This is a genomic window from Pseudomonas sp. Colony2 (assembly GCF_019382755.1).
Classification (GTDB): Bacteria; Pseudomonadota; Gammaproteobacteria; order Pseudomonadales; family Pseudomonadaceae; genus Aquipseudomonas.
On sequence record NZ_CP080030.1, the window covers coordinates 1,709,370 to 1,735,673 of the forward strand.

The 26,304-nt window shown below is 61.8% G+C and carries 24 protein-coding genes; 16 read left to right on the plus strand and 8 right to left on the minus strand.

The features are described 5' to 3' along the window. From cobO to JV201_RS07395, 13 genes are all read left to right on the plus strand, one after another. Positions 1-612: a cob(I)yrinic acid a,c-diamide adenosyltransferase gene (gene cobO, locus JV201_RS07335; protein ID WP_003210751.1), complete on the plus strand. Its 612-nt coding sequence runs from the start codon at positions 1-3 to the stop codon at positions 610-612. Then, the gene (locus tag JV201_RS07340) at positions 609-2,000 is read left to right on the plus strand and encodes a cobyrinate a,c-diamide synthase (RefSeq protein WP_087694821.1); all 1,392 of its coding nucleotides are present in this window, start codon (positions 609-611) and stop codon (positions 1,998-2,000) included. The genes cobO and JV201_RS07340 overlap by 4 nt, the downstream gene beginning before the upstream one ends. Further along, complete coding sequence (bluB, locus tag JV201_RS07345; RefSeq protein ID WP_003210753.1) at positions 1,997-2,647, plus strand: 5,6-dimethylbenzimidazole synthase; 651 nt, start codon at positions 1,997-1,999, stop codon at positions 2,645-2,647. The genes JV201_RS07340 and bluB overlap by 4 nt, the downstream gene beginning before the upstream one ends. Then, positions 2,644-3,552 (plus strand): adenosylcobinamide-phosphate synthase CbiB, encoded by a 909-nt coding sequence (gene cbiB, locus JV201_RS07350; protein ID WP_087694822.1) that lies wholly within the window; start codon positions 2,644-2,646, stop codon positions 3,550-3,552. The genes bluB and cbiB overlap by 4 nt, the downstream gene beginning before the upstream one ends. Continuing rightward, positions 3,545-4,534 (plus strand): threonine-phosphate decarboxylase CobD, encoded by a 990-nt coding sequence (gene cobD / locus JV201_RS07355; RefSeq protein WP_219406692.1) that lies wholly within the window; start codon positions 3,545-3,547, stop codon positions 4,532-4,534. The genes cbiB and cobD overlap by 8 nt, the downstream gene beginning before the upstream one ends. After that, entirely contained in the window at positions 4,531-5,982 is a 1,452-nt protein-coding gene (locus JV201_RS07360) for a cobyric acid synthase (RefSeq protein WP_219406693.1), read from the plus strand. The genes cobD and JV201_RS07360 overlap by 4 nt, the downstream gene beginning before the upstream one ends. 851 nt (positions 5,983-6,833) lie before the next feature. Further along, positions 6,834-7,355 carry a bifunctional adenosylcobinamide kinase/adenosylcobinamide-phosphate guanylyltransferase gene (cobU, locus tag JV201_RS07365; protein ID WP_102368348.1) on the plus strand — a complete coding sequence of 174 codons (522 nt, stop codon included), beginning with the start codon at positions 6,834-6,836 and terminating at the stop codon, positions 7,353-7,355. After that, the gene (gene cobT, locus JV201_RS07370; protein WP_177027959.1) at positions 7,352-8,407 is read left to right on the plus strand and encodes a nicotinate-nucleotide--dimethylbenzimidazole phosphoribosyltransferase; all 1,056 of its coding nucleotides are present in this window, start codon (positions 7,352-7,354) and stop codon (positions 8,405-8,407) included. The genes cobU and cobT overlap by 4 nt, the downstream gene beginning before the upstream one ends. Beyond that, positions 8,404-8,979, plus strand: a complete 576-nt coding sequence (gene cobC / locus JV201_RS07375; RefSeq protein ID WP_102368349.1) for an alpha-ribazole phosphatase family protein — start codon at positions 8,404-8,406, stop codon at positions 8,977-8,979. Before cobT ends, cobC begins: the two co-directional genes overlap by 4 nt. A 2-nt stretch (positions 8,980-8,981) precedes the next feature. Continuing rightward, positions 8,982-9,710, plus strand: coding sequence for an adenosylcobinamide-GDP ribazoletransferase (locus JV201_RS07380; protein ID WP_003214923.1), 729 nt, complete (start codon positions 8,982-8,984; stop codon positions 9,708-9,710). Between the two features lie 42 nt (positions 9,711-9,752). Further along, entirely contained in the window at positions 9,753-10,157 is a 405-nt protein-coding gene (locus JV201_RS07385; RefSeq protein ID WP_003214925.1) for a MarR family winged helix-turn-helix transcriptional regulator, read from the plus strand. Between the two features lie 62 nt (positions 10,158-10,219). Further along, positions 10,220-11,419: an MFS transporter gene (locus tag JV201_RS07390; protein ID WP_177008978.1), complete on the plus strand. Its 1,200-nt coding sequence runs from the start codon at positions 10,220-10,222 to the stop codon at positions 11,417-11,419. A gap of 150 nt (positions 11,420-11,569) precedes the next feature. Further along, positions 11,570-12,121 (plus strand): glutathione peroxidase, encoded by a 552-nt coding sequence (locus tag JV201_RS07395; RefSeq protein ID WP_177015439.1) that lies wholly within the window; start codon positions 11,570-11,572, stop codon positions 12,119-12,121. Positions 12,122-12,186: 65 nt separating this feature from the next. Here the strand turns inward: JV201_RS07395 and JV201_RS07400 are convergent, their stop codons facing one another. The 3 genes from JV201_RS07400 to JV201_RS07410 all read right to left on the minus strand — a co-directional run bounded on the left by JV201_RS07400 (position 12,187) and on the right by JV201_RS07410 (position 14,580). Next, on the minus strand, positions 12,187-13,461 hold the full coding sequence (locus JV201_RS07400) for an OmpP1/FadL family transporter (RefSeq protein WP_026078188.1): 1,275 nt from the start codon (positions 13,459-13,461) through the stop codon (positions 12,187-12,189). A 146-nt stretch (positions 13,462-13,607) separates the two neighbouring features. Next, a complete protein-coding gene (locus tag JV201_RS07405; RefSeq protein ID WP_087695206.1) occupies positions 13,608-14,090 on the minus strand; it encodes a hypothetical protein in 483 nt (160 codons plus the stop codon). A gap of 265 nt (positions 14,091-14,355) precedes the next feature. Continuing rightward, a complete protein-coding gene (locus JV201_RS07410) occupies positions 14,356-14,580 on the minus strand; it encodes a hypothetical protein (RefSeq protein WP_003214941.1) in 225 nt (74 codons plus the stop codon). An 846-nt stretch (positions 14,581-15,426) separates the two neighbouring features. Here JV201_RS07410 and JV201_RS07415 point away from each other — a divergent pair. Further along, positions 15,427-15,750, plus strand: coding sequence for a sel1 repeat family protein (locus tag JV201_RS07415; protein WP_023659092.1), 324 nt, complete (start codon positions 15,427-15,429; stop codon positions 15,748-15,750). A gap of 175 nt (positions 15,751-15,925) precedes the next feature. Beyond that, complete coding sequence (gene rmuC, locus JV201_RS07420; RefSeq protein ID WP_173883039.1) at positions 15,926-17,290, plus strand: DNA recombination protein RmuC; 1,365 nt, start codon at positions 15,926-15,928, stop codon at positions 17,288-17,290. A gap of 102 nt (positions 17,291-17,392) precedes the next feature. Here the strand turns inward: rmuC and JV201_RS07425 are convergent, their stop codons facing one another. Further along, entirely contained in the window at positions 17,393-20,863 is a 3,471-nt protein-coding gene (locus JV201_RS07425; RefSeq protein WP_219406694.1) for a PAS domain-containing hybrid sensor histidine kinase/response regulator, read from the minus strand. 120 nt (positions 20,864-20,983) lie between these two features. Further along, a complete protein-coding gene (locus tag JV201_RS07430; RefSeq protein WP_003214950.1) occupies positions 20,984-21,730 on the minus strand; it encodes a 3-oxoacyl-ACP reductase family protein in 747 nt (248 codons plus the stop codon). Between the two features lie 114 nt (positions 21,731-21,844). Here JV201_RS07430 and JV201_RS07435 point away from each other — a divergent pair, with 114 nt between their 5' ends. Then, positions 21,845-22,768, plus strand: coding sequence for a LysR family transcriptional regulator (locus JV201_RS07435; protein ID WP_008432691.1), 924 nt, complete (start codon positions 21,845-21,847; stop codon positions 22,766-22,768). 118 nt (positions 22,769-22,886) lie between these two features. On the opposite strand, the gene JV201_RS07440 is transcribed toward JV201_RS07435, so the two are convergent. From JV201_RS07440 to JV201_RS07450, 3 genes are all read right to left on the minus strand, one after another. After that, positions 22,887-23,615: an aspartate/glutamate racemase family protein gene (locus tag JV201_RS07440; RefSeq protein ID WP_003214954.1), complete on the minus strand. Its 729-nt coding sequence runs from the start codon at positions 23,613-23,615 to the stop codon at positions 22,887-22,889. A 13-nt stretch (positions 23,616-23,628) separates the two neighbouring features. Next, a complete protein-coding gene (locus tag JV201_RS07445) occupies positions 23,629-25,158 on the minus strand; it encodes an NCS1 family nucleobase:cation symporter-1 (RefSeq protein ID WP_219406695.1) in 1,530 nt (509 codons plus the stop codon). A 352-nt stretch (positions 25,159-25,510) separates the two neighbouring features. Beyond that, positions 25,511-26,245, minus strand: coding sequence for a phosphoadenylyl-sulfate reductase (locus JV201_RS07450; protein ID WP_003214958.1), 735 nt, complete (start codon positions 26,243-26,245; stop codon positions 25,511-25,513). Positions 26,246-26,304: the final 59 nt, after the last annotated feature.

Consider the following 26,304-nt stretch of genomic DNA (forward strand, 5'->3'; position numbering starts at 1 on the left):
ATGACTGAATCCCCCGATCGTGACGAACGCCACCTGGCGCGCATGCTGCGCAAAAAAGCCGTGATTGACGAGCGCATTGCCAATTCACCGAACGAGTGCGGGTTGCTGCTGGTGCTTACCGGCAATGGCAAAGGCAAGAGCAGCTCGGCCTTTGGCATGCTCGCCCGGGCCATGGGCCACGGCATGCAGTGTGGCGTGGTGCAGTTCATCAAGGGCCGCAACAGCACTGGCGAAGAACTGTTCTTCCGCCGTTTCCCCGAGCAGGTGCGCTTCCACGTGATGGGCGAAGGTTTTACCTGGGAAACCCAGGACCGCGCCCGCGACATCGTGGCCGCCGAAGCCGCCTGGGCGGTCTCCCGGGAAATGCTGCAGAACCCGGCCATCGGCCTGGTGGTGCTGGATGAACTGAACATCGCCCTCAAGCACGGCTACCTCGACCTGGACCAGGTACTCAGCGACCTGCAGGCGCGCCCGCCGATGCAACACGTGCTGGTCACCGGCCGTGGCGCGAAACCCGAATTGATCGAAATGGCCGACACCGTAACTGAAATGGGCATGCTCAAGCATGCGTTCCAGGCCGGTATCAAGGCGCAGAAAGGCATCGAACTTTGAATCAGCCCCGTCACTGTCCTGCTGTGCTGATCGCCGCACCGGCGTCCGGCCAGGGCAAAACCACCGTCACCGCCGCGCTCGCCCGTTTGCACCGCAACCTGGGGCGCAAGGTGCGAGTGTTCAAATGCGGCCCGGACTTTCTCGACCCGATGATCCACGAGCGCGCCAGTGGTGCGCCGGTCTATCAATTGGACATGTGGATGGTCGGCGAGCAGGAAAGTCGCCGATTGCTGTGGGAAGCGGCGGGGGAAGCCGACCTGATCCTGATCGAAGGCGTGATGGGCCTGTTCGACGGCACGCCGTCCAGCGCCGACCTGGCGCGGCATTTTGGCGTGCCGGTACTGGCGGTCATCGATGGCACGGCCATGGCCCAGACGTTCGGTGCCCTGGCATTGGGCTTGGCGCGTTACCAGGCGGACCTGCCGTTTGCCGGCGTGCTGGCCAACCGCGTCGGCACGCTGCGCCATGCGCAACTGCTTGAAGGCAGCCTGACCGAAGGCCTGCGTTGGTACGGCGCACTGTCCCGGGAAACCGGGATCGAATTGCCCAGCCGCCACCTTGGCCTGGTGCAGGCCAGCGAATTGAACGACCTCGACCTGCGCCTCGACGCCGCCGCCCAGGCCCTGGGCAGCAGCTGTGAGGTAGCGCTGCCACCGCCGGTGGAATTCGCTGCGCCCGAGGTGATCGAGGCCCAACCGTTGCTGGCCGGCGTGCGCATCGCCGTGGCCCGCGACGAAGCCTTCGCGTTTACCTACGGCGCCAGCCTCGACCTGTTGCGAGCGATGGGCGCCGAGCTGCGCTTCTTTTCGCCGATTCGTGACCGCGCATTGCCCGAAGCTGACAGCCTCTACCTGCCCGGCGGTTATCCGGAATTGCATCACCAGGCGCTGTCGGAAAATACCGCGATGCTCGACGCTATCCGCGCCCACCACGCTGCTGGCAAGCCACTGCTGGCCGAATGCGGCGGCATGCTCTATCTGCTGGACTCGCTCACCGATGTCGACGGCACCCGTGCCGAACTGGTCGGCCTGCTCCAGGGCGACGCCGTGATGCAAAAGCGTCTGGCGGCACTGGCCCTGCAAAACGTCGAACTGCCCGAAGGCCTCTTGCGCGGTCACACCTACCATCACTCGCTGACCAGCACCGAGTGGCAGCCGATTGCCCGGGGCCTGAGCCCGAATGGCGGGCGCGGTGCCGAGGCGGTTTATCGTCAGGGCCGGATGACGGCTTCCTACGTGCACTTTTATTTCCCGTCCAACCCGATGGCGGTGGCTGCCTTGTTTGCGCCAAGCCTTGAGACCGCCATCGCAGGCAAGCCCGCTCCCACAGTTGACCGAGTTGAAACGCAATCTACTGTGGGAGCGGGCTTGCCCGCGATGAGGCCATGACTGACAACGCCTTTCCGGAAGCCGACCGCGAAGCCGTCTACCGCGCTATCGCCGAACGCCGCGACATGCGGCACTTCAGCGGTGGCAGCGTGGCGCCGCAATTGCTCCATCGCCTGCTGCAAGCCGCGCACCAGGCGCCGAGCGTCGGCTTGATGCAGCCCTGGCGTTTTATCCGCATCAGCGACCGCAACCTGCGCGGCCAGATCCAGCAGCTAGTGGAAGAAGAACGCGTACGCACCGCCGAGGCTCTCGGCGAGCGCTCCGACCAGTTCATGAAGCTCAAGGTCGAAGGCATCAACGACTGCGCCGAAGTGCTGGTGGCTGCCTTGATGGACGACCGCGAGCGGCATATCTTCGGGCGCCGCACCTTGCCGGAAATGGACATGGCATCGTTGTCCTGTGCGATTCAGAATCTATGGCTGGCGGCTCGTGTCGAAGGGCTGGGCATGGGCTGGGTCTCGCTGTTCGAGCCCCAGGCCCTGGCCGATCTGCTGGGCCTGCCGCCCGGTGCCAAGCCGTTGGCCGTGTTGTGCCTGGGCCCGGTGGCCGAGTTCTACCCGGCACCGATGTTGCAGCTCGAAGGCTGGACCGAACCACGGCCGCTGAGTGACATGTTGTACGAGAATGTTTGGGGAGTGAGTCAATGAGTGTGGCCTTGCTGAGTGTCGCTGCCGTGGCGCTGGATGCGCTGCTGGGCGAGCCCAGGCGCTGGCATCCGCTGGTGGCGTTCGGCAATTTTGCCGGGCGCATCGAGCAACGATTCAACTCCGGCGGCCGTGGCTGGCGCAGCCATGGCGTTACCGCCTGGGTGATTGCGGTGGTGCCGCTGACCCTGCTGGCCACGGCCCTCTCGTGGGCGCCTTACATCGGTTGGGTCCTGGAAATCCTCGCGCTGTATTGCGCCCTCGGCATGCGCAGCCTCGGCGAACACGTGCTGCCGGTGGCGCAAGCGTTACGCAGTGATGATCTGGACGAGGCCCGCAAGCGTGTCAGCTATCTGGTGAGCCGCCAGACCAGCGAGCTGGATCGCACCGAAGTCGCCCGTGCAGCCACCGAATCGGTGCTGGAAAACGGCAGCGACGCGGTATTTGCCGCCTTGTTCTGGTTTGTGGTCGCTGGCGTGCCCGGCGTGGTGCTCTATCGCCTGAGCAACACCCTGGATGCCATGTGGGGCTATCGCAATGAACGCTTTGAGCGTTTCGGCTGGGCCGCAGCAAAGATCGATGACGTGCTCAACTACATTCCGGCGCGCCTGGTGGCGTTGACCTATGCGCTGCTGGGCAAAACCCGCCTGGCTCTCAAATGCTGGCGCACCCAGGGCCCGACCTGGGACAGCCCCAACGCCGGCCCGGTGATGGCTGCGGGTGCCGGTGCCCTTGGCGTGGAGTTGGGCGGTGCAGCGATTTATCACGGTGAGCTGCACCAGCGCCCGCCACTGGGCGAAGGCCCGCCGGCGGATGCGGATTCCATCGAGCGTGGCTGGCAACTGGTGCAACGCGGCGTGTGGCTGTGGTTGCTGATCCTGTGTGTGGGGGCTGAGTTTTATGCTTGAGCACGGTGGCCGCTTGCGCAAGGCGGCGATGCAGTACGGCATTCCAGAAGCAGACTGGCTGGACCTGTCCAGCGGCCTGGCGCCGTGGCCGTTCCCGATTCCGGAAATCCCGCTGCGGGCCTGGGCACGCCTGCCTGAAAACGACGACGGCCTGGAGCAGGCTGCCTGTGAATATTACGGCACGCCCCATGTATTGCCGGTGGCCGGCTCCCAGGCCGCGATCCAGTTATTGCCGCGCCTGCGCCGGGCCGGCAAGGTCGGTGTGCTGTCGCCGTGTTACGCCGAACACGCTGAAGCCTGGCGTCGCGCCGGCTACATCGTGCGCGAAGTGCTGGAGCAGGAAGTCGACTTCTTCCTCGACAGCCTCGACGTGCTGGTGGTGGTCAACCCCAACAACCCCACCGGCCTGAGCCTGACGCCGCAACGCCTGCTGGACTGGCATGCTCGCCTGGCCCAACGCGGCGGCTGGCTGGTGGTGGATGAAGCCTTCATGGACATCACCCCGCAACTGAGCCTGGCGGGCCAGGCCCATCAAGTCGGCCTGATCGTGCTGCGCTCGTTCGGCAAATTCTTCGGCCTGGCCGGAGTGCGGCTGGGGTTCGTGCTGGCCGAGCGCAAGCTGCTCAAGCTGCTCGCCGAACAGGTGGGGCCGTGGGCCGTCAGCGGGCCGACGCGGGTGCTTGGGCAAGTATGCCTGCGCGATACGACCGGCCATGCGCAACAGCGGCTGCGTTGCGAATCGGCCAGCCAGCGCCTGTTTGATGTGCTTGAACGCCACGACTTGCGGCCTCAGGGCGGCTGCGCGTTGTTCCAGTGGATGATCACGGACCGGGCTGAGCAGCTGCATGAATTCATGGCCCAGCGCGGCATTCTGCTGCGCTTGTTTGTCGACAACAGCAGCCTGCGTTTCGGCCTGCCGGATACCGAGGCCGACTGGTTGCGGCTGGAACAGGCACTGAAGGCCTACAAGGAAGCCTCATGAGTACCTTGATGGTGCAGGGCACCACCTCTGACGCCGGCAAAAGCACGCTGGTGACCGCACTCTGCCGCTGGCTGGTGCGCCAGGGCATCCCGGTGGTGCCCTTCAAACCGCAGAACATGGCACTCAACAGCGCCGTGACTCCCGAAGGCGGCGAAATCGGCCGAGCGCAGGCGGTGCAGGCCCAGGCGGCGAACCTGGCGCCCCACACCGACATGAACCCGGTGCTGCTCAAACCCAACAGCGACACGGGCTCCCAAGTGATCATCCACGGGCGCGCCGTGACCACCATGAATGCCGTGGCTTATCACGATTACAAAGCCATCGCGATGCAAGCGGTGCTGGCCTCTCATGCGCGGTTGAGTGCGGCTTACCCGGTGGTGATGGTCGAGGGTGCGGGTTCGCCGGCCGAGATCAATCTGCGGGCGAACGACATTGCCAACATGGGCTTTGCCGAAGCGGTGGACTGCCCGGTGCTGCTGATTGCCGACATCAATCGCGGCGGGGTGTTTGCGCACCTTGTGGGCACTCTGGAATTGTTGTCACCCACCGAACAGGCGCGGGTCAAAGGCTTCATCATCAATCGCTTTCGCGGCGATATCGCGCTATTGCAGCCGGGGCTGGATTGGCTGGAAGCGCGCACGGGCAAGCCGGTGGTGGGGGTGTTGCCGTATGTGATGGATCTGCATCTGGAGGCTGAGGACGGTATCGACCAGCGCCAGATCGACAAGGCGGCGCAAGTGCTCAAGGTGGTGGTGCCGGTATTGCCGCGGATCAGTAATCACACGGATTTTGATCCGTTGCGGTTGCATCCGCAGGTGGATTTGCAGTTTGTGGGGCCGGGGCAGGCGATTCCTGCGGCGGACCTGATTATTTTGCCGGGCTCGAAGAGTGTGCGCAGTGATTTGGCGTATTTGCGGGCCAACGGGTGGGATACGGCGGTGGCGCGGCACCTGCGTTATGGCGGGAAGGTGCTGGGGATTTGTGGTGGGTTGCAGATGCTCGGCGAGCAGGTGCACGACCCGCTGGGGTTGGAAGGGCCTTGTGGTTCTAGCGCTGGGCTGGGGTTGTTGGCGTTCAGTACGACCCTGGAGGAGGAGAAGCAGCTGCGTAACGTGCGGGGGCGGTTGTTGCTGGAGGAGGCCGAGGTGAGTGGGTATGAGATCCACGCGGGTGTAACCAGTGGCGCTGGCTTGGTGCGGGCTGCGGTGCAGTTGGACGATGGGCGCCTGGATGGGGCTCAGAGTGAGGATGGGCAGGTTCTCGGGACCTATCTGCATGGGGTGTTTGAGACGCCGGCTGCGTGTAGTGCGTTGTTGCGGTGGGCGGGGTTGGAGGATGTGCAGGAGGTGGATTATCACGGGTTGCGGGAGCGGGATATTGAGCGGTTGGCGGATCTGGTAGAGCGGCATTTGGATACTGGGTTACTGCGTTCGTTGTGTGGGGTTTGAGTTGTTTGTAATGGACCGTGTACATATCCGTTGCTGCGGTAACGGCCGCTTATGGTTCCGCTCTTACAGCGGGTCACTTTTGGCAAACGCCCCAAAAGTAACCAAAAGGTCTTTGCCCCACCACTCGGTGCCTCGCTTAGGCTCGGCATGCCCGCACTCCGGCCCGGTTCCGCGGGCCGCCGCGACGGGCCATCCATGGCCCGGCGCGGCTAAACCGGCATCCTTGCCGGTTTACCCGCTCCACCGTGCCTGCTTGCGGCCATCGTGGTTGACGGGGCCCGCAGATCAAAATCAAAAGCAGATCAAGATCAAAAGCACGCAGCCTCGCTGGCGCTCGACARCTGCTACGGGCGGTGTGGCTCTGCTTTTCTGTAGGAGCTGGCTTGCCGGCGATGCAGACAACTCGGTRCATCAGGTACWYCCAGTTGATGCYATCGCAGGCAAGCCAGCTCCCACATTTGACCGTGCCCGATTCTGATCTTGCTGTTGCTGTTGCTTCACCACACTCAAGCCGGCCGGTAGGCCGCTGTGCTSTTGCTTTTGATCTTGATYTTGATCTTGATCTTAGGCGCCCCGTTAAACCACGCTGGCCGAACGCAGGCTTTGGAGCGTGGGTAACCCGGCAGGACGCCGGGTTAGCCGCGCTGGGCCAAGGATGGCCCATCGCGGCGGCCCACGGTCCAAAGCCGGAGTGAGGGCACACCGAGCCTAAGCGAGGTGCCGAGTGGTGGGGCAAGAGCGTTTTGCTTACTTTTGCGCTCTTCAAAAGTGAGCCGCTGTAAGAGCGGAACCAATAGTCGCCGTTACCTAAATAACGGATATACACACAGTCAAAAACAGAGGCACAACCCATGCTCCAGTTGATCCTCGGCGGCGCCCGCTCCGGCAAAAGCCGCCTGGCTGAAAAACTCGCCACCGACAGCGGCCTAAGCGTCACCTACATAGCGACCAGCCAACCCCTGGACGGCGAAATGACCGCACGCGTCGCCCACCACCGCGAGCGGCGCCCGACCGAATGGGGCCTGATCGAAGAGCCCATCGAACTGGCCCGTGTCCTCAAGGAAAACGCCACCCCGAACCATTGCCTGCTGGTTGACTGCCTGACCCTATGGCTCACCAACCTGCTGATGCTCGAAGACCCCGACCGTCTCAAAGAAGAGCGTGAGGCCTTGCTCCAAACCCTGGCCACCCTCCCAGGAGAAATCATTTTTGTCAGCAACGAGACCGGAATGGGTGTCGTCCCGCTGGGCGAATTGACTCGCCGCTATGTCGATGAAGCCGGTTGGCTGCATCAAGCCTTGGCCGAACGTTGTCAGCGCGTTGTCCTGACCGTCGCCGGCCTGCCCCTGACTTTGAAAGGTACTGCGTTATGACCGACACCTGGTGGCTCAACCCCTGCAAAACGATCGACACCCAAGCCCACGAACAAGCCCTGGCCCGCCAGCAGCAACTGACCAAGCCCGCCGGCTCCCTCGGCCGGCTGGAAGCCGTGGCCGTCCAACTGGCCGGCCTCCAGGGCCAGGTCAAACCCAGCGTCGACCACCTGTGGATCGCGATCTTTGCCGGCGACCACGGCGTCGTCGCCGAAGGTGTCTCCGCCTTCCCCCAGGAAGTCACTGGCCAGATGCTTCACAACTTCGTCACCGGTGGCGCCGCCATCAGCGTGCTTGCGCGCCAACTCGACGCCAAGCTGGAAGTGGTCGACCTCGGCACCATCACCCCGACGTTGAACCTGCCGGGCGTCCGCCACCTGAATATCGGTCTCGGCACCGCCAACTTCGTCAACGGCCCGGCAATGACCGAAGCCCAGGGCCAACTTGCCCTGCAAGCCGGCCGCGACAGCGTGCACCGCGCTATCACCAGCGGTGCGCAACTGTTTATCGGTGGCGAAATGGGCATCGGCAACACCACCGCCGCCAGTGCCCTGGCCTGCGCGCTGCTGGATTGCCAGGTCAGCGACCTGACCGGCCCCGGCACCGGCCTGAACGCCCAGGGTGTCAGCCACAAGGTCGCCGTCATCGAGCGAGCCCTTGCACTGCACGCGGGCGATCGCGACGACGCACTGAAAACCCTGTTCAACCTCGGCGGCTTTGAGATTGCCGCACTGGTCGGTGCCTATCTGGCCTGTGCCCAAGAAGGTGTCGTGGTGCTGGTGGACGGTTTTATATGCACCGTCGCCGCCTTGGTCGCGACGCGCCTGAACCCCGGCTGTCGTGAATGGCTGCTGTTCGGCCACCGCGGTGCCGAGCCCGGCCATCGTCACGTGCTGCAAAGCCTCAACGCCGAGCCTTTGCTGGAACTCGGGCTGCGCCTGGGTGAAGGCAGTGGCGCCGCGCTCGCTGTGCCGTTGCTGCGCCTGGCCTGCGCGCTGCACGGGCAGATGGCGACCTTCGCCGAAGCAGCCGTAGCGGATCGCCCGGCATGACTTTGCGCCTGGACCTGCTGCGCCACGGCGAAACCGAACTGGGCGGCGGCTTGCGCGGCAGCCTGGACGATGCGCTCACGGCCAAGGGCTGGGAGCAGATGCGTGAGGCGGTGGTGGCGCAGGGCCCATGGGAGCGTCTGGTCAGTTCGCCGCTGCAACGTTGTGCGCGGTTTGCCGAGGAGTTGGGCACGCGCCTGAACCTGCCGGTCACCCTCGAAAAGGATCTGCAGGAACTGCACTTCGGCGCCTGGGAAGGGCAGAGCGCTGCAGCCTTGATGGAAACCGACGCCGACGCGCTGGGCCTGTTCTGGGCTGATCCCTACAGTTTCACGCCGCCGCAGGGCGAGCCGGTTTCACAGTTTTCCGCGCGTGTTTTGGGGGCTGTCGGCCGCTTGTATCAAGCTTATGCCGGCCAGCGAGTGCTGCTGATCAGCCATGGTGGAGTCATGCGTTTGCTGCTGGCCCAGGCACGTGGTCTGCCGCGTGAGCAACTGTTGAATGTCGAAGTCGGCCATGGTGGCCTGTTCAGCCTGCAGGTCGAGGCGGATGGCGTATTAAGGGAAGGACGCTGAGCATGTTGCCGTTCTGGATCGCCTTGCAGTTTCTCAGCAGCCTGCCGATTCGCTTGCCGGGCATGCCGCAGCCCCAGGAACTGGGGCGTTCGTTGCTGTTTTATCCGGTGGTGGGGCTGCTGTTCGGGCTACTGCTGTGGGGCTTGAACGCCGTGTTGATGGGCGCGCCATTGCTGCTGCACGCCGCGCTGCTGTTGACCGCATGGGTGCTGCTCAGTGGCGGCCTGCACCTGGACGGCCTGGCCGACAGCGCCGACGCCTGGCTCGGTGGCTTCGGTGACCGCGAGCGCACCCTGACCATCATGAAAGACCCGCGCAGCGGCCCGATCGCGGTGGTCACCCTGGGCCTGGTGTTGCTGCTCAAATTCACCGCGCTGGTGGCATTGATCGAGCAGCACAACGGCGCCGCGCTGATTCTCGCACCGTTGATTGGCCGCGCTTCAATGCTGGCGCTGTTTCTCACCACGCGCTATGTGCGCGCCGGTGGTCTGGGGCAGGCCCTGGCGGATCATTTGCCACGGATCGTCGGCCAACAGGTGCTGATCCTCAGCGGCCTGGCGTGTATCTTGATCGGCGGTTTCAGTGGCGGGATTGCCGTGCTGGTGGCTGCCCTTTGTTTTATCGGCTTGCGCCAATTGATGGTCAATCGCCTCGGCGGCACCACCGGCGACACCGCCGGCGCGCTGTTGGAGCTGCTGGAAGTGGCGGTGTTGATCAGTCTGGTGCTGTAACACTTTCTTGCATTTCATTAATCCCGGGTATATACACGCTCCATGCTTGCCTCCCAATGTTTATGCACAAACCTGCGTCGCGCCGCTCGTGGCGTCAGCAGGCATTACGACGGCGCTCTCGACGGCTTCGGGATCAACGTTGCCCAGTATTCTTTGCTGTGTAATCTGCAGCGCCTCGATCAACCGAGCATTTCCAGCCTGGCCGACGCCATGGGCCTGGATCGCAGCACGCTGGGGCGCAACCTGCGGGTGCTGGAAGGCGAGGGCCTGGTGCAGTTGGTGGAGGGCGATGACTTGCGCAACCGCCTGGTCTTGCTGACCGAGGCGGGTATCGAACGGCTCGCCGCCGCATTGCCGGCCTGGGAAGCGGCGCAGCAGAAATTGATTGATAAGTTGGGCGCCGAAAAGCGCGAAACCCTGTTGGCCTTGCTGGATGAACTCGCTTGACGCGAGTTTGTTCGATGATAAGCGGGTATATACCCGCGAACGGAGAATAAGAAATGACCTCGATGTGGCGCACCAGCGGCTGGATTCTTGTGGGGAGTGCGCTGATCCTCGCGTTGTCCCTCGGCGTGCGACATGGCTTCGGCCTGTTCCTGGCGCCCATGAGTGCCGAATTCGGCTGGGGCCGTGAGACCTTTGCCTTTGCCATCGCCCTGCAAAACCTGATCTGGGGCCTGGCACAGCCGTTTACCGGCGCCCTGGCCGACCGCTTCGGCGCCGCCAAGGTGGTGATGATCGGTGGTGTGCTTTACGCGCTGGGCCTGGTGTTCATGGGCCTTTCGGATTCGGCGTGGTCGCTGTCCCTGAGTGCCGGGTTGCTGATCGGCATTGGCCTGTCGGGTACTTCGTTCTCGGTGATCCTCGGGGTGGTGGGGCGTGCCGTGGCGCCGGAAAAACGCAGCATGGCCATGGGTATCGCCAGCGCCGCCGGCTCGTTCGGCCAGTTCGCCATGTTGCCGGGCACCCTCGGTTTGATCGGCTGGCTTGGCTGGTCCGCCGCGTTGCTGGTGCTGGGCCTGATGGTGGCGCTGATCGTGCCGTTGGTGACCATGCTCAAGGATCGACCGTTGCCTGCGGTGGCTGGCCAGCAGACCTTGCGCGAAGCCTTGGGTGAGGCCTGCTCCCATTCAGGGTTCTGGCTGCTGGCGTTCGGCTTTTTTGTCTGCGGTTTCCAGGTGGTGTTTATCGGCGTGCACTTGCCGTCGTACCTGGTGGACCAGCACTTGCCGGCCTCGGTGGGGACGACCGTGCTGGCATTGATCGGCCTGTTCAATATCTTTGGCACCTATACCGCCGGATGGCTCGGCGGGCGCATGTCCAAACCCCGTTTGTTGACCGGTTTGTACCTGCTGCGGGCGGTGGTGATTGTGATCTTCCTGTGGGCGCCGGTGACGCAGACCAGCGCCTACCTGTTCGGCATGGCGATGGGCTTCCTGTGGCTGTCCACGGTGCCACTGACCAACGGCACGGTCGCGACCTTGTTTGGTGTCAGAAACCTTTCCATGCTAGGTGGGATCGTGTTCCTGTTCCATCAACTGGGCTCGTTCCTCGGCGGCTGGTTGGGCGGGGTGGTCTATGATCGAACCGGCAGCTACGATTTGATCTGGCAGGTGGCAATCGTCCTGAGCCTGGTGGCAGCGGCGCTGAACTGGCCGGTGCGCGAGCGCCCGGTGGCACGTTTGCAGGCGAAAATGGGGGTGGCATGAATTCGACCTGGCATTGGCTCGGCGCAGCAGGAGCAGGACTCTTGCTGCTGCTGGCGTGGTGGGGCTGGCAACAGGGCGGCCTGGCATTGATGCAGTTGGGCATGGCGATCTGTTAAGTTCTGTGTCTGAGACTTTTCAAGGACACCTCACATGCAGATGCGCTGGTTCGCAGTACCCGCTCTGATGGTGGCTTTTGGCGGTGTCGCCATGGCTGCCGATTGCCCGCCGTTGCTTGAAGGCCAGTTGCCCAAGCTGCGCGCCAAGGAATCCATCGACCTGTGCCAGCGCTTTGCCGGCAAGCCGCTGCTGATCGTCAACACCGCCAGCTTCTGCGGGTTTGCGCCGCAGTTCAAAGGGCTTGAAGCGTTGTACCAGCGCTACAAGGGCCAGGGGCTGGAAGTGATTGGCGTGCCGTCCGATGACTTCAAGCAGGAAGCCAAGACCGGGGAGGAAACTGCCAAGGTTTGTTACGTTAATTACGGCGTGACCTTCACCATGACCGAACCACAGAAGGTCAAGGGCCCGGACGCGGTGCATCTGTTCAAGATCCTGGCGCAGCAGAGCAGTGCGCCGAAGTGGAATTTCTACAAGTACGTGGTGGACCGCCAGGGCAAGGTGATCGCCAACTTCTCCAGCCTGACCAAGCCGGATAGTCCGGACCTGATCAAGGCAGTGGAAGAGGCGCTGGCTTCGAAACCCTGATGGGCACCCACTAAAAAGCCCCGCCTCTTTTGCAAGAGTGCGGGGCTTTTTTGTGCCGCTTTACATCAGAACTTGTACGTCACGCCCAGGCCGAAACCGTTGGCGCTGTTTTCGTACTTGGCGCTGTAGGAACCCAGTGCGTTGGACTTGTTAACTTTTACCGGCTCTTCCTTCAGGTAGGAATAAGCCAGGTCAACAGTCATGTTATCCATCACGGCATAACCCAGGCCCACACTGAAGATGGTCCGGTCGCCAGTAGGAATACGTGGGGAACGGTCAGTGTTGTTGGTTGGCGACTGGTCGAAAGTCAGGCCGGTACGCAGTACCACTTGCTTGGTGACCTGGTACGAAGTACCAAGGGCGTAGGCCCAGGTGTCGTGCCAGTTCTGAGGTTCAGTGATAGTGCCGATGACCGACGGTGCGAGGAAGCCGTTGGCGCCCGTTACACCCTGGTTCTTGACAGTGATGTCTTTCAGGCGGCTCCAGCGAGTCCAGGTAGCACCGCCATAGAGTTTCCAGGCGTCAGTCAGGTCCTGGGTTACCGACAGGTCGTAAGACTCTGGCGTGTCGATGCTCAGCGAGGCGTCGTAGCGGCCACTGCCAATGGCACCGGCAGTCGGGGCAGGCGCTGTCACCTCGGTGTGGCCGTCAAGCTTGTAGCTGACCTTGGAGTGGTAGGTCAGGCCGACGCGCGTGGTATCGGTGGCCTGTACCAGTACGCCGACGTTGAAACCAATGGCGGTATCGTCGCCCTTGATCGTGACGTTGGTCGAAGGCACGGCAGGGTTCAGGGTCAGTTCGGACTCCAGCTTGCCGGAGATCCGGTTGATGGTAGGACCGAAACCGATGGAAACCCGGTCGTTGAATGCGTAGCTGACCGTTGGCTGCAGAGTGATTACAGATACTTTGCTGTAGCTGCCGAACCCGCTGCCCTGGAAGCCGCGTTCGTAATCAGTCACCAGGCCGAACGGTGCGTAAACACCAAAGCCGACAGCCCACTGATCGTTGAGTTTGTTGGTGTAGAAGCCGAACGGTACGCCGGTGAAGGGCACCATGTCGCCTTTGTTGGTGCCCCTGGAACGGCCGCCGGCATCTTTGATGTCGGTCGAGGCATCGATGGCTGCAACACCACCCGTGATTTGCTGGCCTTCAAGGCGAGCCATACCGGCAGGGTTGCCATAAACAGTGCTTGCGTTATCGGCAGATGAAGAACGTCCCGCAAAACCGGTACCCATCCCGGCAACGTCTTGTTCGTTGAGGGCGAAGCCGCTCGCGAACACGTGGGAGGATGCCATTGCAACGGCGAGGCTAAGTGTCGTCTTGAGCATTACTTTTTTCATTATTAGAACTCCGTGGTGATCACCGCTGCGGAAAGTAACAATAAATTTATGTTTGCGCTATAGGCTCAAACACAGGAGATAGAGCGGTTTTGTAGGACAATCCGACCAAAATCAACGTTTTTAGCCGAATCTTGCAAATCGCCCGGTCAACAGGCGACGTGATTCATGGGTGAAACACAGGTTTGCCAGGCCTGGGTGAAATCCCGGAGCCGGCCTTGAGGGTGAAATATTTCTTTCCAGATACGTGCCATCGCCAATACGTCGTCGGCCGGTGGCAGGTTTGGGCGGTGTTGTTCCACCAGCAGCCAGGCGATGGCGGTGGCGTAACGCAGGTTGACCGTCAGCTCAAGCTGCGGCCCGCTGAGGAAGGCATGCTGGCTGGCGAGTCCGCGTACCAGGCTGGCGCGCTCGGGGTCCAGCGCCAGATAGTTATCCCACAGCGCGCGATGGCGCGGCTCGGTGATGCTGTAGAGGCCATGGCCGCGGCGGTCGTGCAGGGCTGAGCCGAGCGCCGACTGGCTGGCGGCGATGCCCAGCAGCAGGGATTCAGCCGTCTGGTTATGGCGACCCAGGTAAAGCAGGGTGGGCCGGATCACATAACGACACAATTCGCTGGCGGCGATGCCCATAAATGCCTCAATCCATGAAATTAGTCGGCGATACCTGAGCGAGGGCTTGGCAGCGGTGAATCGGATCTCAGGTCCGCCGGAAGCGGATCATGCCGCTTGAGTTGAAGTGTAGTGTCATATTTACGATGTAAAGGACTGTTTTTAAAATATTTTCATCATTTAGTTATATCGTTTATATCAATTTAAACTTAGCGCGCCTGAATTTCAGGCAATAAAAAACCCCGGGTTTTAACCGGGGTTTTTGTGTTTCAGCGATTCGGGTCGATCAGGCAACCAGTGCCTGGCGAGTACGATCGATCACGGCCTGCAGCGGTTCTGCGCTGGAGTATTGATCGGGGTACAGGCGTTCGCTGTGACGAGCGATGCCGTGTTCGTTGACCAGGGTAAAGCTGAAGCAGCCTTTGCGAGCGGCCATGATCAGGCAGTTCATTGGTGCAAAAGCGTTGGTGAGGGTGCGAATGGCATCCTGAGTGTGGATTTGAGTGGACATATTATTGGTGTTCCTACAAATGACACGGTTAAGAACCGTGCAACGTTAAAACGTTCCAGTGACGTTGATCACCATTGATCGAACGAAGAACCCGACTGGAACAAAGCAGCCAGTTTGAAGCGCTATTAAGTTGGCGCGCTTGGGCTGGCAGGTAGGTACTTAGGAGGGCAGGCAACACAACAGGGGCAAAGGTTCTGGGCCCGGGGTGAAGATCCTGATCAATTTGCAGGTTGGTTCTTTCAGAGTATGGAAACTTCGCGACACCCTTTGCATTGTTCAAAGGCCGTGTCGTCGCAAGTGATACCTGGAAACCATCGAGGTGGTCGATCCCTTTTTGTCGGCGGTGCCGTGAGGGAGTTGTTCGACCAGAATTGACTTTCAGCTTGGTACTAACGCCGCGGATAGTAACGGATTGAAACGATGAAAGGAAGTGTGATAGGCAAAAAACTTTTCGGGTCCTGGGCCTGCGGTAACATTCCTTAGCCGCTGCCTGAGCAAAAAACGCGGTTGATATAACCGGCGAGTGGGTAGTTGTGCACATTGGTGGCGCCCTGTGTAACTGAACTGACATACGCCCCGCAAAGCGCCCGGGTGCCTGCAACTAAAATTTAAGTCAATGAAAAATCGAGCTTTTTTTTATTGGTGAAAAAATCGTCAGTTTGACTGCGGCCCCCGTTCCATGGGCCTTTGCGGGACTTACAGAACGGTTGTCCACTGAGTTATCCACAGCTTCTGTGGATTGTCCCAAGCGCTTGCTCTAGAACGGGCGTGCAGGCTTTTTTCAGCTTTACCTGTACGAAAAAAAGAGTAGAGTGGCGCGCCTTCCGTTCTGTCCCACAGTGCTTTATGAAGTTTCGCTCAGTATCACCTTCTGTTACCGACAGCCCTCAGGTTGTTACCGCACCCAAGCGTTTTTCCCTGAAAGTTGCCTTGTGGTTGCTCGACAGCCCGCGCCTGGGCCACAGCCCCAACGTCAAACATTTTGCAGGGCATTTGCTCAAGCAACCGGCTCGTGCTGGCGTGGTGGTGGCGCAAAGCCGTCTGGGCCAGTTGATGTGCCGCGAGTGCGGCAATGCCCGCGACCGCCGTATCGGCCACGAACTGCTGCGCCAGGCCGCCCGCGCCGGTGACCGCATCGCCCAGCGTGAACTGGGCCAGATCGAAGACTGAGCTGTCCTCAATGCGCTGGCTTGGTTAACCTTCTTCTTTTCGGGTGACGGCAGGAATCGCTATGGCTTTTGACTGGACCAGTGTTGTGCTGGGTCTCGCCGCTGCTGGGTTGCCGCTGTTGGGGCTGTGCTGGCAGATTCAGCGCCGACTGAGCGCGCGAATGGCCGGCTGGGAATTGCTCGAAGAGCGCTTGGCCACCGCACAACTGGCCCAGGAAGGGCTCGCCGCGCAGTTGGACGCCAGCCGTGACGAAATCAGCGACCTGAGCCAGGCCAACGCTGCCAAACAGGCTGATTTGGCCGCCGTGCGCCGGGAAGTCGAACTGCTGCAGATCGACCGTGACAACGCCCGCGACGCCGCCCACGCCTGGAACCTCGACCGTTCCGCCAAGGAAGCCGAACTGCGCCGCCTGGATGCCTTGTCCGCGTCCCTGCGCGCCGAACTTCGCGAGCAACAGGAAAGCCATCAGCAACGCCTCAGCGACCTGCAAGGTTCCCGTGATGAGCTGCGGGCGCAGTTCGCTGAACTCGCCGGGAAGATCTTCGACGAGCGCGAGCAACGCTTCGCCGAAACCAGCCAACAGCGCCTCGGCCAATTGCTCGACCCGCTCAAGGAGCGCATCCAGTCGTTCGAAAAGCGCGTCGAAGAAAGCTACCAGAGCGAAGCCCGCGAGCGGTTTTCCCTGGCCAAGGAGCTGGAGCGCCTGCAACAGCTGAACCTGCGCCTGTCTGATGAAGCCACCAACCTGACCCGCGCCCTCAAGGGCCAGAAAACCCAGGGCAACTGGGGCGAGCTGATCCTGGAGCGGGTGCTGGAACATGCCGGTCTGGAAAAGGGCCGCGAGTACCAGACCCAGGTCAACCTCAAAGGCCCGGACGGCGAACGCTTCCAGCCCGACGTGTTGATCATGCTGCCGGGGGACAAGCAGGTAGTGGTGGACTCCAAGGTCAGCCTGACCGCCTATCAACAGTACGTCGCCGAGGACGACCAGGCGATCGGCCAGGCAGCCCTCAAGCAGCACGTACTGTCCTTGCGCAACCACGTCAAAGGCCTGGCCGGCAAGGACTACAAACGTCTGGAAGGCCTGCACAGCCTGGATTTCGTGCTGCTGTTCGTGCCCATTGAAGCCGCATTTTCGGCGGCGCTTCAAGCCGAGCCGAACCTGTTCCAGGAAGCCTTCGACCGCAACATCGTGATTGTCAGCCCGACCACGTTGTTGGCCACCTTGCGGGTGATCGACAGCCTGTGGAAACAGGAACGGCAAAGCCAGAACGCCCGGGAAATTGCCGAGCGCGCCGGTTGGCTGTACGACAAGTTCGTGCTGTTTATCCAGGACCTGGACGAGGTAGGCAACCGCCTGCAGCAGCTGGATAAAGCCTACAGTGCAGCGCGCAACAAGCTGACCGACGGACGCGGAAACCTGGTGAGCCGTACCGAGCAACTGAAGCTGCTCGGCGCCCGCGCCAGCAAAAGCCTGCCGGCCGACCTGCTGGAACGGGCGATGACCGATGAAGACGGCGTGGCGCAGTTGCCAGAATAGTCACCGGTCTCTGTGGGAGCTGGCTTGCCTGCGATGCAGACACCTCGTTCCTCCAGATACACCGAGGCGATGCCATCGCAGGCAAGCCAGCTCCCACATGGGCTAAAGCGGCAGGTGCCGGCTCAACAAGGCCCGCAACGCCGCGGGCTTTACCGGCTTGGCCAGGTAATCCAACCCTGCCGCATGCACCTGGGCCACCATCTCCGGCCGCCCGTCGGCACTGATCACCACACCCGGAATCGGCTCTGCCAGTTGTGCCCGTAGCCAGCCCATCAACTCGGTGCCCGTTTCCCCGTGGTCGAGGTGGTAATCCACCAGGGCCAGTTGCGGCCGCACACCCTCGGCCAGCAACGCGGCACATTGCGCCTGGTCGCGGGCGGTCCAGACTTCACAGCCCCAGCGCGTGAGCAAGCTGCGCATGCCGATCAGGATGCTTTCTTCGTTATCCACACACAGCACCTGCGCACCGCTCAACGGCTGGCCGCTTTCCTGCGCCGGCTTGGCAGGCGCGCTGACCTGAGTGCGCGCCAACGGCACACGCACGCTGAACACGCTGCCCTTGCCCGGCCATGAACGCACGCTCAAGCGGTGCCCGAGCACGCGGCACAGGCCATCGGCAATCGCCAGGCCCAGTCCCAGGCCTTTCTCGGCACGGGTCTGGTGACTGTCCAGGCGTTTGAATTCCTCGAAGATGACTTTTTGCTTGTCCTGGGGAATCCCGGGACCACGGTCCCATACTTCCAGGCACAACTCGCCGCGACGGCGCCGCGCACCCAATAGCACCGGCCCGTCGGCGTACCGGAATGCGTTGGTGAGGAAATTCTGCAACACCCGCCGCAGCAACTTGATGTCGCTGTCGACCCGCAAACGGCTGCCCCGCAGGCGGAAGCGCAAACCCTGCTCCTGAGCCAGAGCCTTGAACTCGGCGCCCAGCGTATCGAACAGTTCATTGAGCACGAAGGGCTGGCGCTGCGGATTGATCTTGCCGTTTTCCAGGCGCGAAATATCCAGCAGGTCGCTGATCAGGTCTTCCGCCGAACGCAACGAGCTGTCCAGATGCTGCACCAACTGCCGGGCATCCGGCGACATGCCGTCGTTCTGGTGGGAGAGGGCGGCAGAGAACAGCCTTGCGGCGTTCAACGGTTGCATCAAGTCGTGACTGACCGCTGCGAGGAACCGGGTTTTCGACTGGCTGGCGGTCTCGGCCACGCCCTTGGCATCGGTCAGCGCGACGTTGAGTTGCGATAGTTCGTGGGTTCGCTCGGTCACCCGCTGTTCCAGGCCTTCATTGGCCTCGGTCAACGCCTGCTCGGCTTCGCGGAACGCGGTGATGTCGGTGAAGCTCATCACAAACCCGCCACCCGGCATCGGGTTGCCGATCAGTTCGATCACCCGGCCATTGGGAAACAGCCGCTCGGAGGTATGCGCACGGCCCTGGCGCATCCAGTGCAGGCGGCGCGCCACGTGCACTTCGGCCTCGCCCGGGCCGCACAGCCCGCGCTCGGCGTTGTAGCGAATGATGTCGGCTATCGGCCGGCCCACACTGATCAGGCCTTCGGGGTAATTGAACAGCTCCAGGTACCGCCGGTTCCACGCCACCAGCCGCAGGGACTGGTCGACCACGCTGATGCCCTGGGTGATGTTTTCGATGGCGCCTTGCAGCAGTGCCCGGTTGAACTGCAGTACTTCCGACGCTTCGTCGGCGATGCGAACTACGTCCTCCAACTGCATTTCCCGGCCTTCAATGGCGGCTTTCACCACCGCCCGGGTCGACGACGCACCGAGCACGCCGGCCAACAGGCGTTCGGTGTGGGCAATCCAGTCATTGTCGGCGTTCTGGTTGGGGTTAAACCCTTTGCCTTGGCGATAGGCGAAGCGCACAAAACTCTGGTGAGCCCGTTCTTCACCGACAAACCGCGCTGCGAGGCTGAGCAAATCATTGATCTGCACCGAAAGCATTGAGCGGGCGTTGGCCCGCTGGCTGATTTCCTGGCCAATAAAACGCCCGGCCTGCCAATGCTCCGACACCCGCGTGCGGGACAGCATCGAGACCCACACGAACAACGTGAAGTTACCCGCCAGGGAAAATACGGTGCCCAGCGTCAGAGAAGTTACAGACAAGCCCAGCGGGTGCGAATGCAGCCACGTCATGCCCGGGAAAAGGCTGAACGACCAGCCCAGACTTTTCGCGGTGACCGGCAGGACCAAGGTGTAGAACCACAGGAACGTACCCGCCGCCAATCCGGCAAACACGCCGCGCCGGTTGGCCTGTTTCCAGTACAGCGCACCCAGCATCGCCGGTGCCAGCTGGGTCACGGCGGCGAACGCAATCTGGCCAATGGTTGCAAGGCTGGCGGAGGACCCCAGCAGCCGGTAACTGACGTAAGCCAGCAGCAGGATGATGACAATGCTCACCCGGCGTACCGACAGCATCCAGTGACGGAACACTTCGAACGGCCGCTCGGCACTGGAACGGCGCAGCAGCCAGGGCAGCAGCATGTCGTTGGAGACCATGGTCGACAGGGCGATGCTCGCGACGATCACCATGCCCGTAGCCGCCGAGGCGCCGCCGATAAACGCCAGCACGGCGAGCGCCGGATGGGCTTCGGCCAACGGTAGGCTGATCACGTAGGAGTCCGGTAATACCGAGCCCGGCAGCAGCATCTTCCCGCCGAGGGCAATCGGGATCACAAACAGGGCGGCCAGGATCAGATAGGCCGGGAACACCCACTTGGCCAGGCGCAGGTCCTGGGGATCGATATTTTCCACCACGGTGACATGGAACTGCCGGGGCAGGCAGATGATCGCCATCATCGCGACGCCGGTCTGCACCACCATCGAGGGCCAGTTGACGGTCTCTTTCCAGTATTCCTCCAGCCGTGGCGCGAGCATCGCCTGGCTGAACAAATCGTCGAAACCGTCGTACAGGCCGTAGGTCACAAACGCACCGACGGCGAGAAACGCGAACAGCTTGACCAACGATTCAAAGGCAATCGCCAGCACCATGCCGCGGTGGTGTTCCGTGGCGTCGAGGTTGCGGGTACCGAACACAATGGTGAACAACGCCAATACCAGCGACACGATCAGCGCCGTGTCCTGGGAGCGGGTGCCGGTGGTGTCGGCGCTGGCGCCGATCAGCAGGTTCACCCCCAGCACGATGCCTTTGAGTTGCAAGGCTATATAAGGCAGGACGCCCACCAGGCAGATCAGCGCCACCACCACCGCGAGGGATTGGGATTTGCCGTAACGGGCGGCGATAAAGTCGGCGATGGAGGTGATGTTTTCCTGCTTGCTGATCAGCACCATCTTCTGCAGGACCCACGGCGCGAGCACCAACAGCAGCACCGGTCCCAGGTAAATCGGTAAAAACGCCCACAACTGTTCGGCTGCCTGGCCTACAGCACCAAAGAATGTCCAACTGGTGCAATACACCGCCAGCGACAGGCTATACACCCAGGCACGCATCCGCGGCGGCAGTGGCGCATGGCGACGGTCACCGTAAAAGGCGATGGCAAACATAATGGCCATATAGGCCAGGGCAACGGCGGCGATCAGCCCGCTGGACAGCGTCATGAGAACTCCAGACATAAGAACGCCCGGGCATTCCCGGCCCGGGCGAACAGTCTCGCATGATGCTTGGCGTTAGTCAGTGTCGACCAAGGTCGGAGCGTGGTGTGATGTCGCAGCGTTGGTTCAGGCGCCGAAACCGCCGTCGATGGTCAGGCTGGCGCCGGTGATGTAGCCGGCCTCAGGGCCTGCCAGATAAGCGACGAAACTGGCGATCTCTTCTACATGGCCATAACGGCCCACGGCCATGAAGCCGATCAGGCTTTCGGCGAAATCACCGCTTGCCGGGTTCATGTCGGTGTCCACCGGGCCTGGCTGCACGTTATTGATGGTGATGCCCCGTGGGCCCAGGTCGCGGGCCAGGCCTTTGGTCAGGCCGACCAGCGCCGATTTGCTCATGGCGTACGGGCCGCCACCGGCAAACGGCATGCGATCGGCATTGGTGCTGCCGATGTTGATGATGCGGCCACCTTCGCCCATGTGCCGCGCGGCTTCCTGGGTGGCGACAAATACGCTGCGTACGTTGATGGCGAGGGTGCGGTCGAAGTCTTCCAGCTTGAAATCTTCCAGCGGGCCGACGGCCAGCACGCCTGCGTTGTTGACCAGGATATCCAGGCGCCCGAACGCTTCGACGGTGGCGTTGACGGCGCTGCGGATGGCGGCTGCGTCGGCGCTGTCAGCGTGGATCGCCAGGGCTTTGCCGCCTTCGCTGATCACGCTGTTCTGCAATGCTTCGGCCTTGGCGGCCGAGCTGACATAGGTGAACGCGACGGCTGCGCCTTGGGCGGCCAGGCGCTTGACGATGGCGGCGCCGATACCGCGAGAACCGCCCTGGATCAAGGCGACTTTGCCGCTGAGGTTCTGTGTGGTCATGTCGATCTCCAAAAGGTGTGTTGAGGTTGGAGTCGAGTATCGACCTCACCCGGCGCGCCCGGTAGACCGTGATTGCTATAGTCTGTGTAAACCAAAAGTTTAGAGTGGGGCGATATGGAAAGCTTTGGCAGTATCGAATGCTTCGTGCGCAGCGCCGAAGGCGGCAGTTTTGCCGAAGCTGCCCGGCACCTGAGCCTGACCCCGGCGGCCGTGGGCAAAAGTGTGGCCAAGCTGGAGGCGCGCCTGGGTGTAAGGCTGTTCCAGCGCAGTACCCGGCGCCTGACGCTGACTGAGGCCGGCAAGCTCTTCCTCGAAGAAGTCAGCGGCAGCCTCACCACCATTCAAAACGCCGTGGCTAACCTGGCCAGTGCCGAAGGGCGGCCAGTGGGCACGCTGAAAGTGAGCATGGGCACGGTGTTCGGCAACCGTTATGTGGTGCCGTTGCTGGGGGAGTTTCTAAAGCGCTTTCCTGATATCAACCCCGACTGGCATTTTGATAACCGCCAGGTGGACCTGATCGGGCAGGGCTTCGATGCCGCGATCGGCGGTGGTTTTGAGCTGCCCCAGGGCGTGGTCGCGCGCAAGCTGGCGCCGGCGCACCGGATCCTGCTGGCCTCACCGGAATACCTCGCCAAACGCAAGCCGGTGGTCGTGCCCGAGGACTTGTCTGTGTGCAACGGCATCCTGATCCGCTCACCGCAAACCGGGCGCGTGCGTTCGTGGCAACTCACCCACCGCACGCGCGAACAACGCCCGCTGGTGCTCAAGCCGCGCATGACCATGAGCGACTCGGGCGCTGCCTGCTGCGCCAGTGCCCAGGGCCTGGGGATTGCGCTGGTCAGCATGCCGATGGCGGTGCCGTATCTGGACAGCGGCCAACTGGTGCGAGTGCTGCCCGACTGGTATGTCGACGACGGCAACATCTCGCTGTACTACGCCGAACACAAGCTGCTGCCCGGCAAGACCCGGGCGTTTGTGGATTTCATCCTGGAGCAGTTTGTCGAACGCGAGTTGGGGCGGCGGTTCAGCGCCATTTGATCCTTGTGGGGATCAAAGTGTGGGAGCGGGCTTGCTCGTGAAGGCGGTGTGACAGTCACCACATGCATCGACTGATCCACCGCTTTCGCGAGCAAGCCCGCTCCCACATTTTGGATCTTCAATGTCCGAACTTTCCGGGCCAGCCGATCACTTTCTTCGGCCTCGGCGTCGCATACGTGCGGATCTTCGAGGTCGACAGTCCCAACCGCACCAAGCCTTCGGCAATCGTGACAGCCGAGGTCACACCGTCCACCACCGGCACACCCGTGCGGTAGCGAATCTGCTCATCCAGCCCGGCCATGCCGCCGCAGCCCAGGCAGATCACTTCGGCCTTGTCTTCGCTGATCGCCAATTCAGCCTGGCGCACGATGGCCTCCATGGCCCGCAGCGGGTCTTCCTCCAGTTCCAATACCGCCATGCCGCTGGCCCGTACCGACGCGCACCGCTGATATAAGCCGGCCAGTTTCAGCCGGTCCTCGATCAGCGGCACGGTGCGGTCCAGAGTCGTCACCACGGAGTAGGCATGTCCGAGGAACATCGCGGTGCTGGCGGCCGCTTCGGTGATGTCCACCACCGGCACGTTGAGCAACTCCTGCAAGCCTTCGCGGCCATGTTCGCCGTAGCCGGCCTGGATTACCGCATCGAACGGCTGGTCGTAAGCCATCACCCGGTCCATCACCGCGATGGCCGCCAGGTAGCTTTCGAAATTGCCTTCCACCGATTCGGCACCGAAAAACGGAGTCAGGCCGACGATCTCGGTGCCGGGGGACGCCACCGCCCGTGCCTGTTTGGCGATGGCCTCGGTGATGGACTCGGTGGTGTTGACGTTGACCACAAGGATGCGCATGGAATGTCCTTACTTAATGACTGATGTTATCGACTGCAATGCTTTCGCCGCTCACATCGGCGTAGTACGGCTGGCGCTTGGCGAACAGCAGGTACAGCAGCCCTGCAATACCGGCGCCAATCAGCCAGGAGAAGGGCGAGACGAGGGCGAACCCGGGCAGCAGGGCCAGGAGAATGGCGATCACCGCCGCAGGAATAAACGCCGCCACCGCCCGCAAATTGATCCCGCAGCTGTAGTAATAAGCGCCATTCGGGTCTTCGCTATACAGCTGCGGCACGTCCACCTGGCTTTTGCGGATCAACCAGTAGTCGACCATGATCACCCCGTACAACGGCCCCAGCAGTGCGCCCAGCCCCGAGAGGAAATACACGATCACCAGCGGGCTGTTGTAGAGGTTCCACGGCAGGATCAACACCGCCACGGTGGCGCTGATCAGCCCGGCGCGGCGGAAGTTCAGGTACTTGGGCGCCAGGTTGCTCAGCACAAAGGCCGGCGCGACGAAGTTGGCCATGATGTTCACCGCCACGGTCACAATCAGGAACGCCAGGCAGCCCAGCACCAGGAAGAATGTGTTGGGTATCGCCGCAATGATTTCCGTAGGGCTCTCAATCACCCGGCCATTGAGGTGGAACTGCCCGCCGCACAGCAGCACGGTGATGGCCGCGAACACCAGGATATTCACCGGCAGGCCCCAGAAGTTGCCGACCTTGATGGTCTTGCGGCACGGCGAGGAGCGGGCGAAGTCGCAGAAATTCAGGATCAGCGTGCCGTAGATCGCCAGCCACAGCGCGCCGCCGGCAAAGATATTGCGCCACATCTCACCACCGGTCAGCGGCTCGCGAATGGCCCAGGCAATGTGGCCGTCCGCCTGGAAATACATCCAGCCGGCCAGGGACGCTACTGTCAGCAGAATCACCGGCCCGGCGAAGGCTTCATAGCGGCGCACCATCTCCATCCCATAGGCGAGGATGGCGAGCTGCACAAACCAGATCGCCACAAAACACGCCCAGCCCAGGGTGGACAGGCCGAGGATCGAGTTGTGGTCGTAGTCGGCAAAACCTGGATGAACAGCCGTCAGCAGCACGCGGAAAACCACCGAGGCCAGGTAGGTCTGTATCCCGAACCAGGCAATCGCGATCACCGCACGAATCAGTGCCGGGATCTGCGCACCATGGATGCCAAAACTGATGCGGCTGATCACTGGAAACGGTACGCCGGTTTTCTGCCCCATATAGCCCGACAGGTTCATGAAGAAGTACACCAGCGCCGCGCCGATCCCCAGGGACAGCAGAATCTGCCAGCCACCCAGGCCCAGCGCATACAGGCCGATGGCGAAGGAGTAGTTGGCGATGTTGTGCACATCGTTGGTCCACAAGGCAAAGATGCTGTAGCGGCCCCAGCGCCGGCCTTCGGCCTTGGTAGGCGCCAGGTCCTTGTTGTGCAGGCGCGGGCTGAGGACCAACGGGCCGGGGCTCGTGGCCTCGGGGTTCAGGGTGGAGGAGGGCAGATCCAGTGCGATGTTATTGGAGAGACTTGTACGCATTCCGGCAGGCTCCTGGACATCAGCAGGAGAGCGGCTGATGTCAAAGTGTATGTATCTTTTTTATTAATTGTATACAAAGTGTGTTTTGCGTTAAGCCACATGCGTGCCAGATTTTCGCCGGGTGAAATACACGGCGATTTGGTTTTTAGCGTGATTGGAAATAACCGGCTGAATTTGAAGCGATATAAATTGACCGTTTGAACAGCTATTTATTTTGTAGCGCAGAGAGGGGCGGGGATTTTAGAAGAGGTGTGACGAGGGAGGATGTAACTTTTCGGTGCAGGATCTTATAAGTGCACACAAAAATGGCACCGATGGTGACATTTCTGTGTACAGGATTCTGGCTCAGGCGTTATGCCTTGCTGATGATGTTCCCGGCGTGCAACCCGCATTCTTTTTGGGTTGCTTCTTCCCACCACCAACGGCCTTCGCGTTCGTGCTGGTTCGGCAGTACCGGACGGGTGCACGGCTCACAGCCGATGCTGATAAAACCGCGCTCGTGCAGGCTGTTGTACGGCAACTCCAGCATGCGGATGTAACCCCATACTTCCTCACTGGTCATCTGCGCCAGCGGGTTGAACTTGTACAGGGTGCGTTCCGGGGTGGAAAAAGCCGTATCGATTTCCAGCGCGGCCACCTGGCTGCGGGTGCCGGGGCTCTGGTCGCGGCGCTGGCCGGTGGCCCAGGCGCTTACACCGGACAGCTTGCGGCGCAGCGGTTCGATCTTGCGCACGCCACAGCACTCGCCATGGCCGTCCTTGTAGAAACTGAACAGGCCCTTTTCCTTGACGAAGGGTTCCAGCTTGCTCTGGTCCGGCGAGATCAGTTCGATGTCGATCTTGTAGAACTCACGCACCTGCTCGATAAACCGGTAGGTCTCCGGGTGCAGGCGACCGGTGTCGAGGCTGAACACCTTGACGTTCTTGTTCAGCTTCCAGGCCATGTCTACCAGCACCACGTCCTCGGCACCGCTGAAAGAGATCCACAGGTCGTCGCCAAACTGGCTGAAGGCCAGCTTGAGAATGTCCTGGGCGGATTTGTTGGCGTAAGTCGCGGCGAGTTCAGCGACGTCGAAGGCTTGGTTCATCAGGACGGTTCCTACAGGTCAGTGGCGCTGAGCGCTCTATAGGGGGGCGATGGTAACAA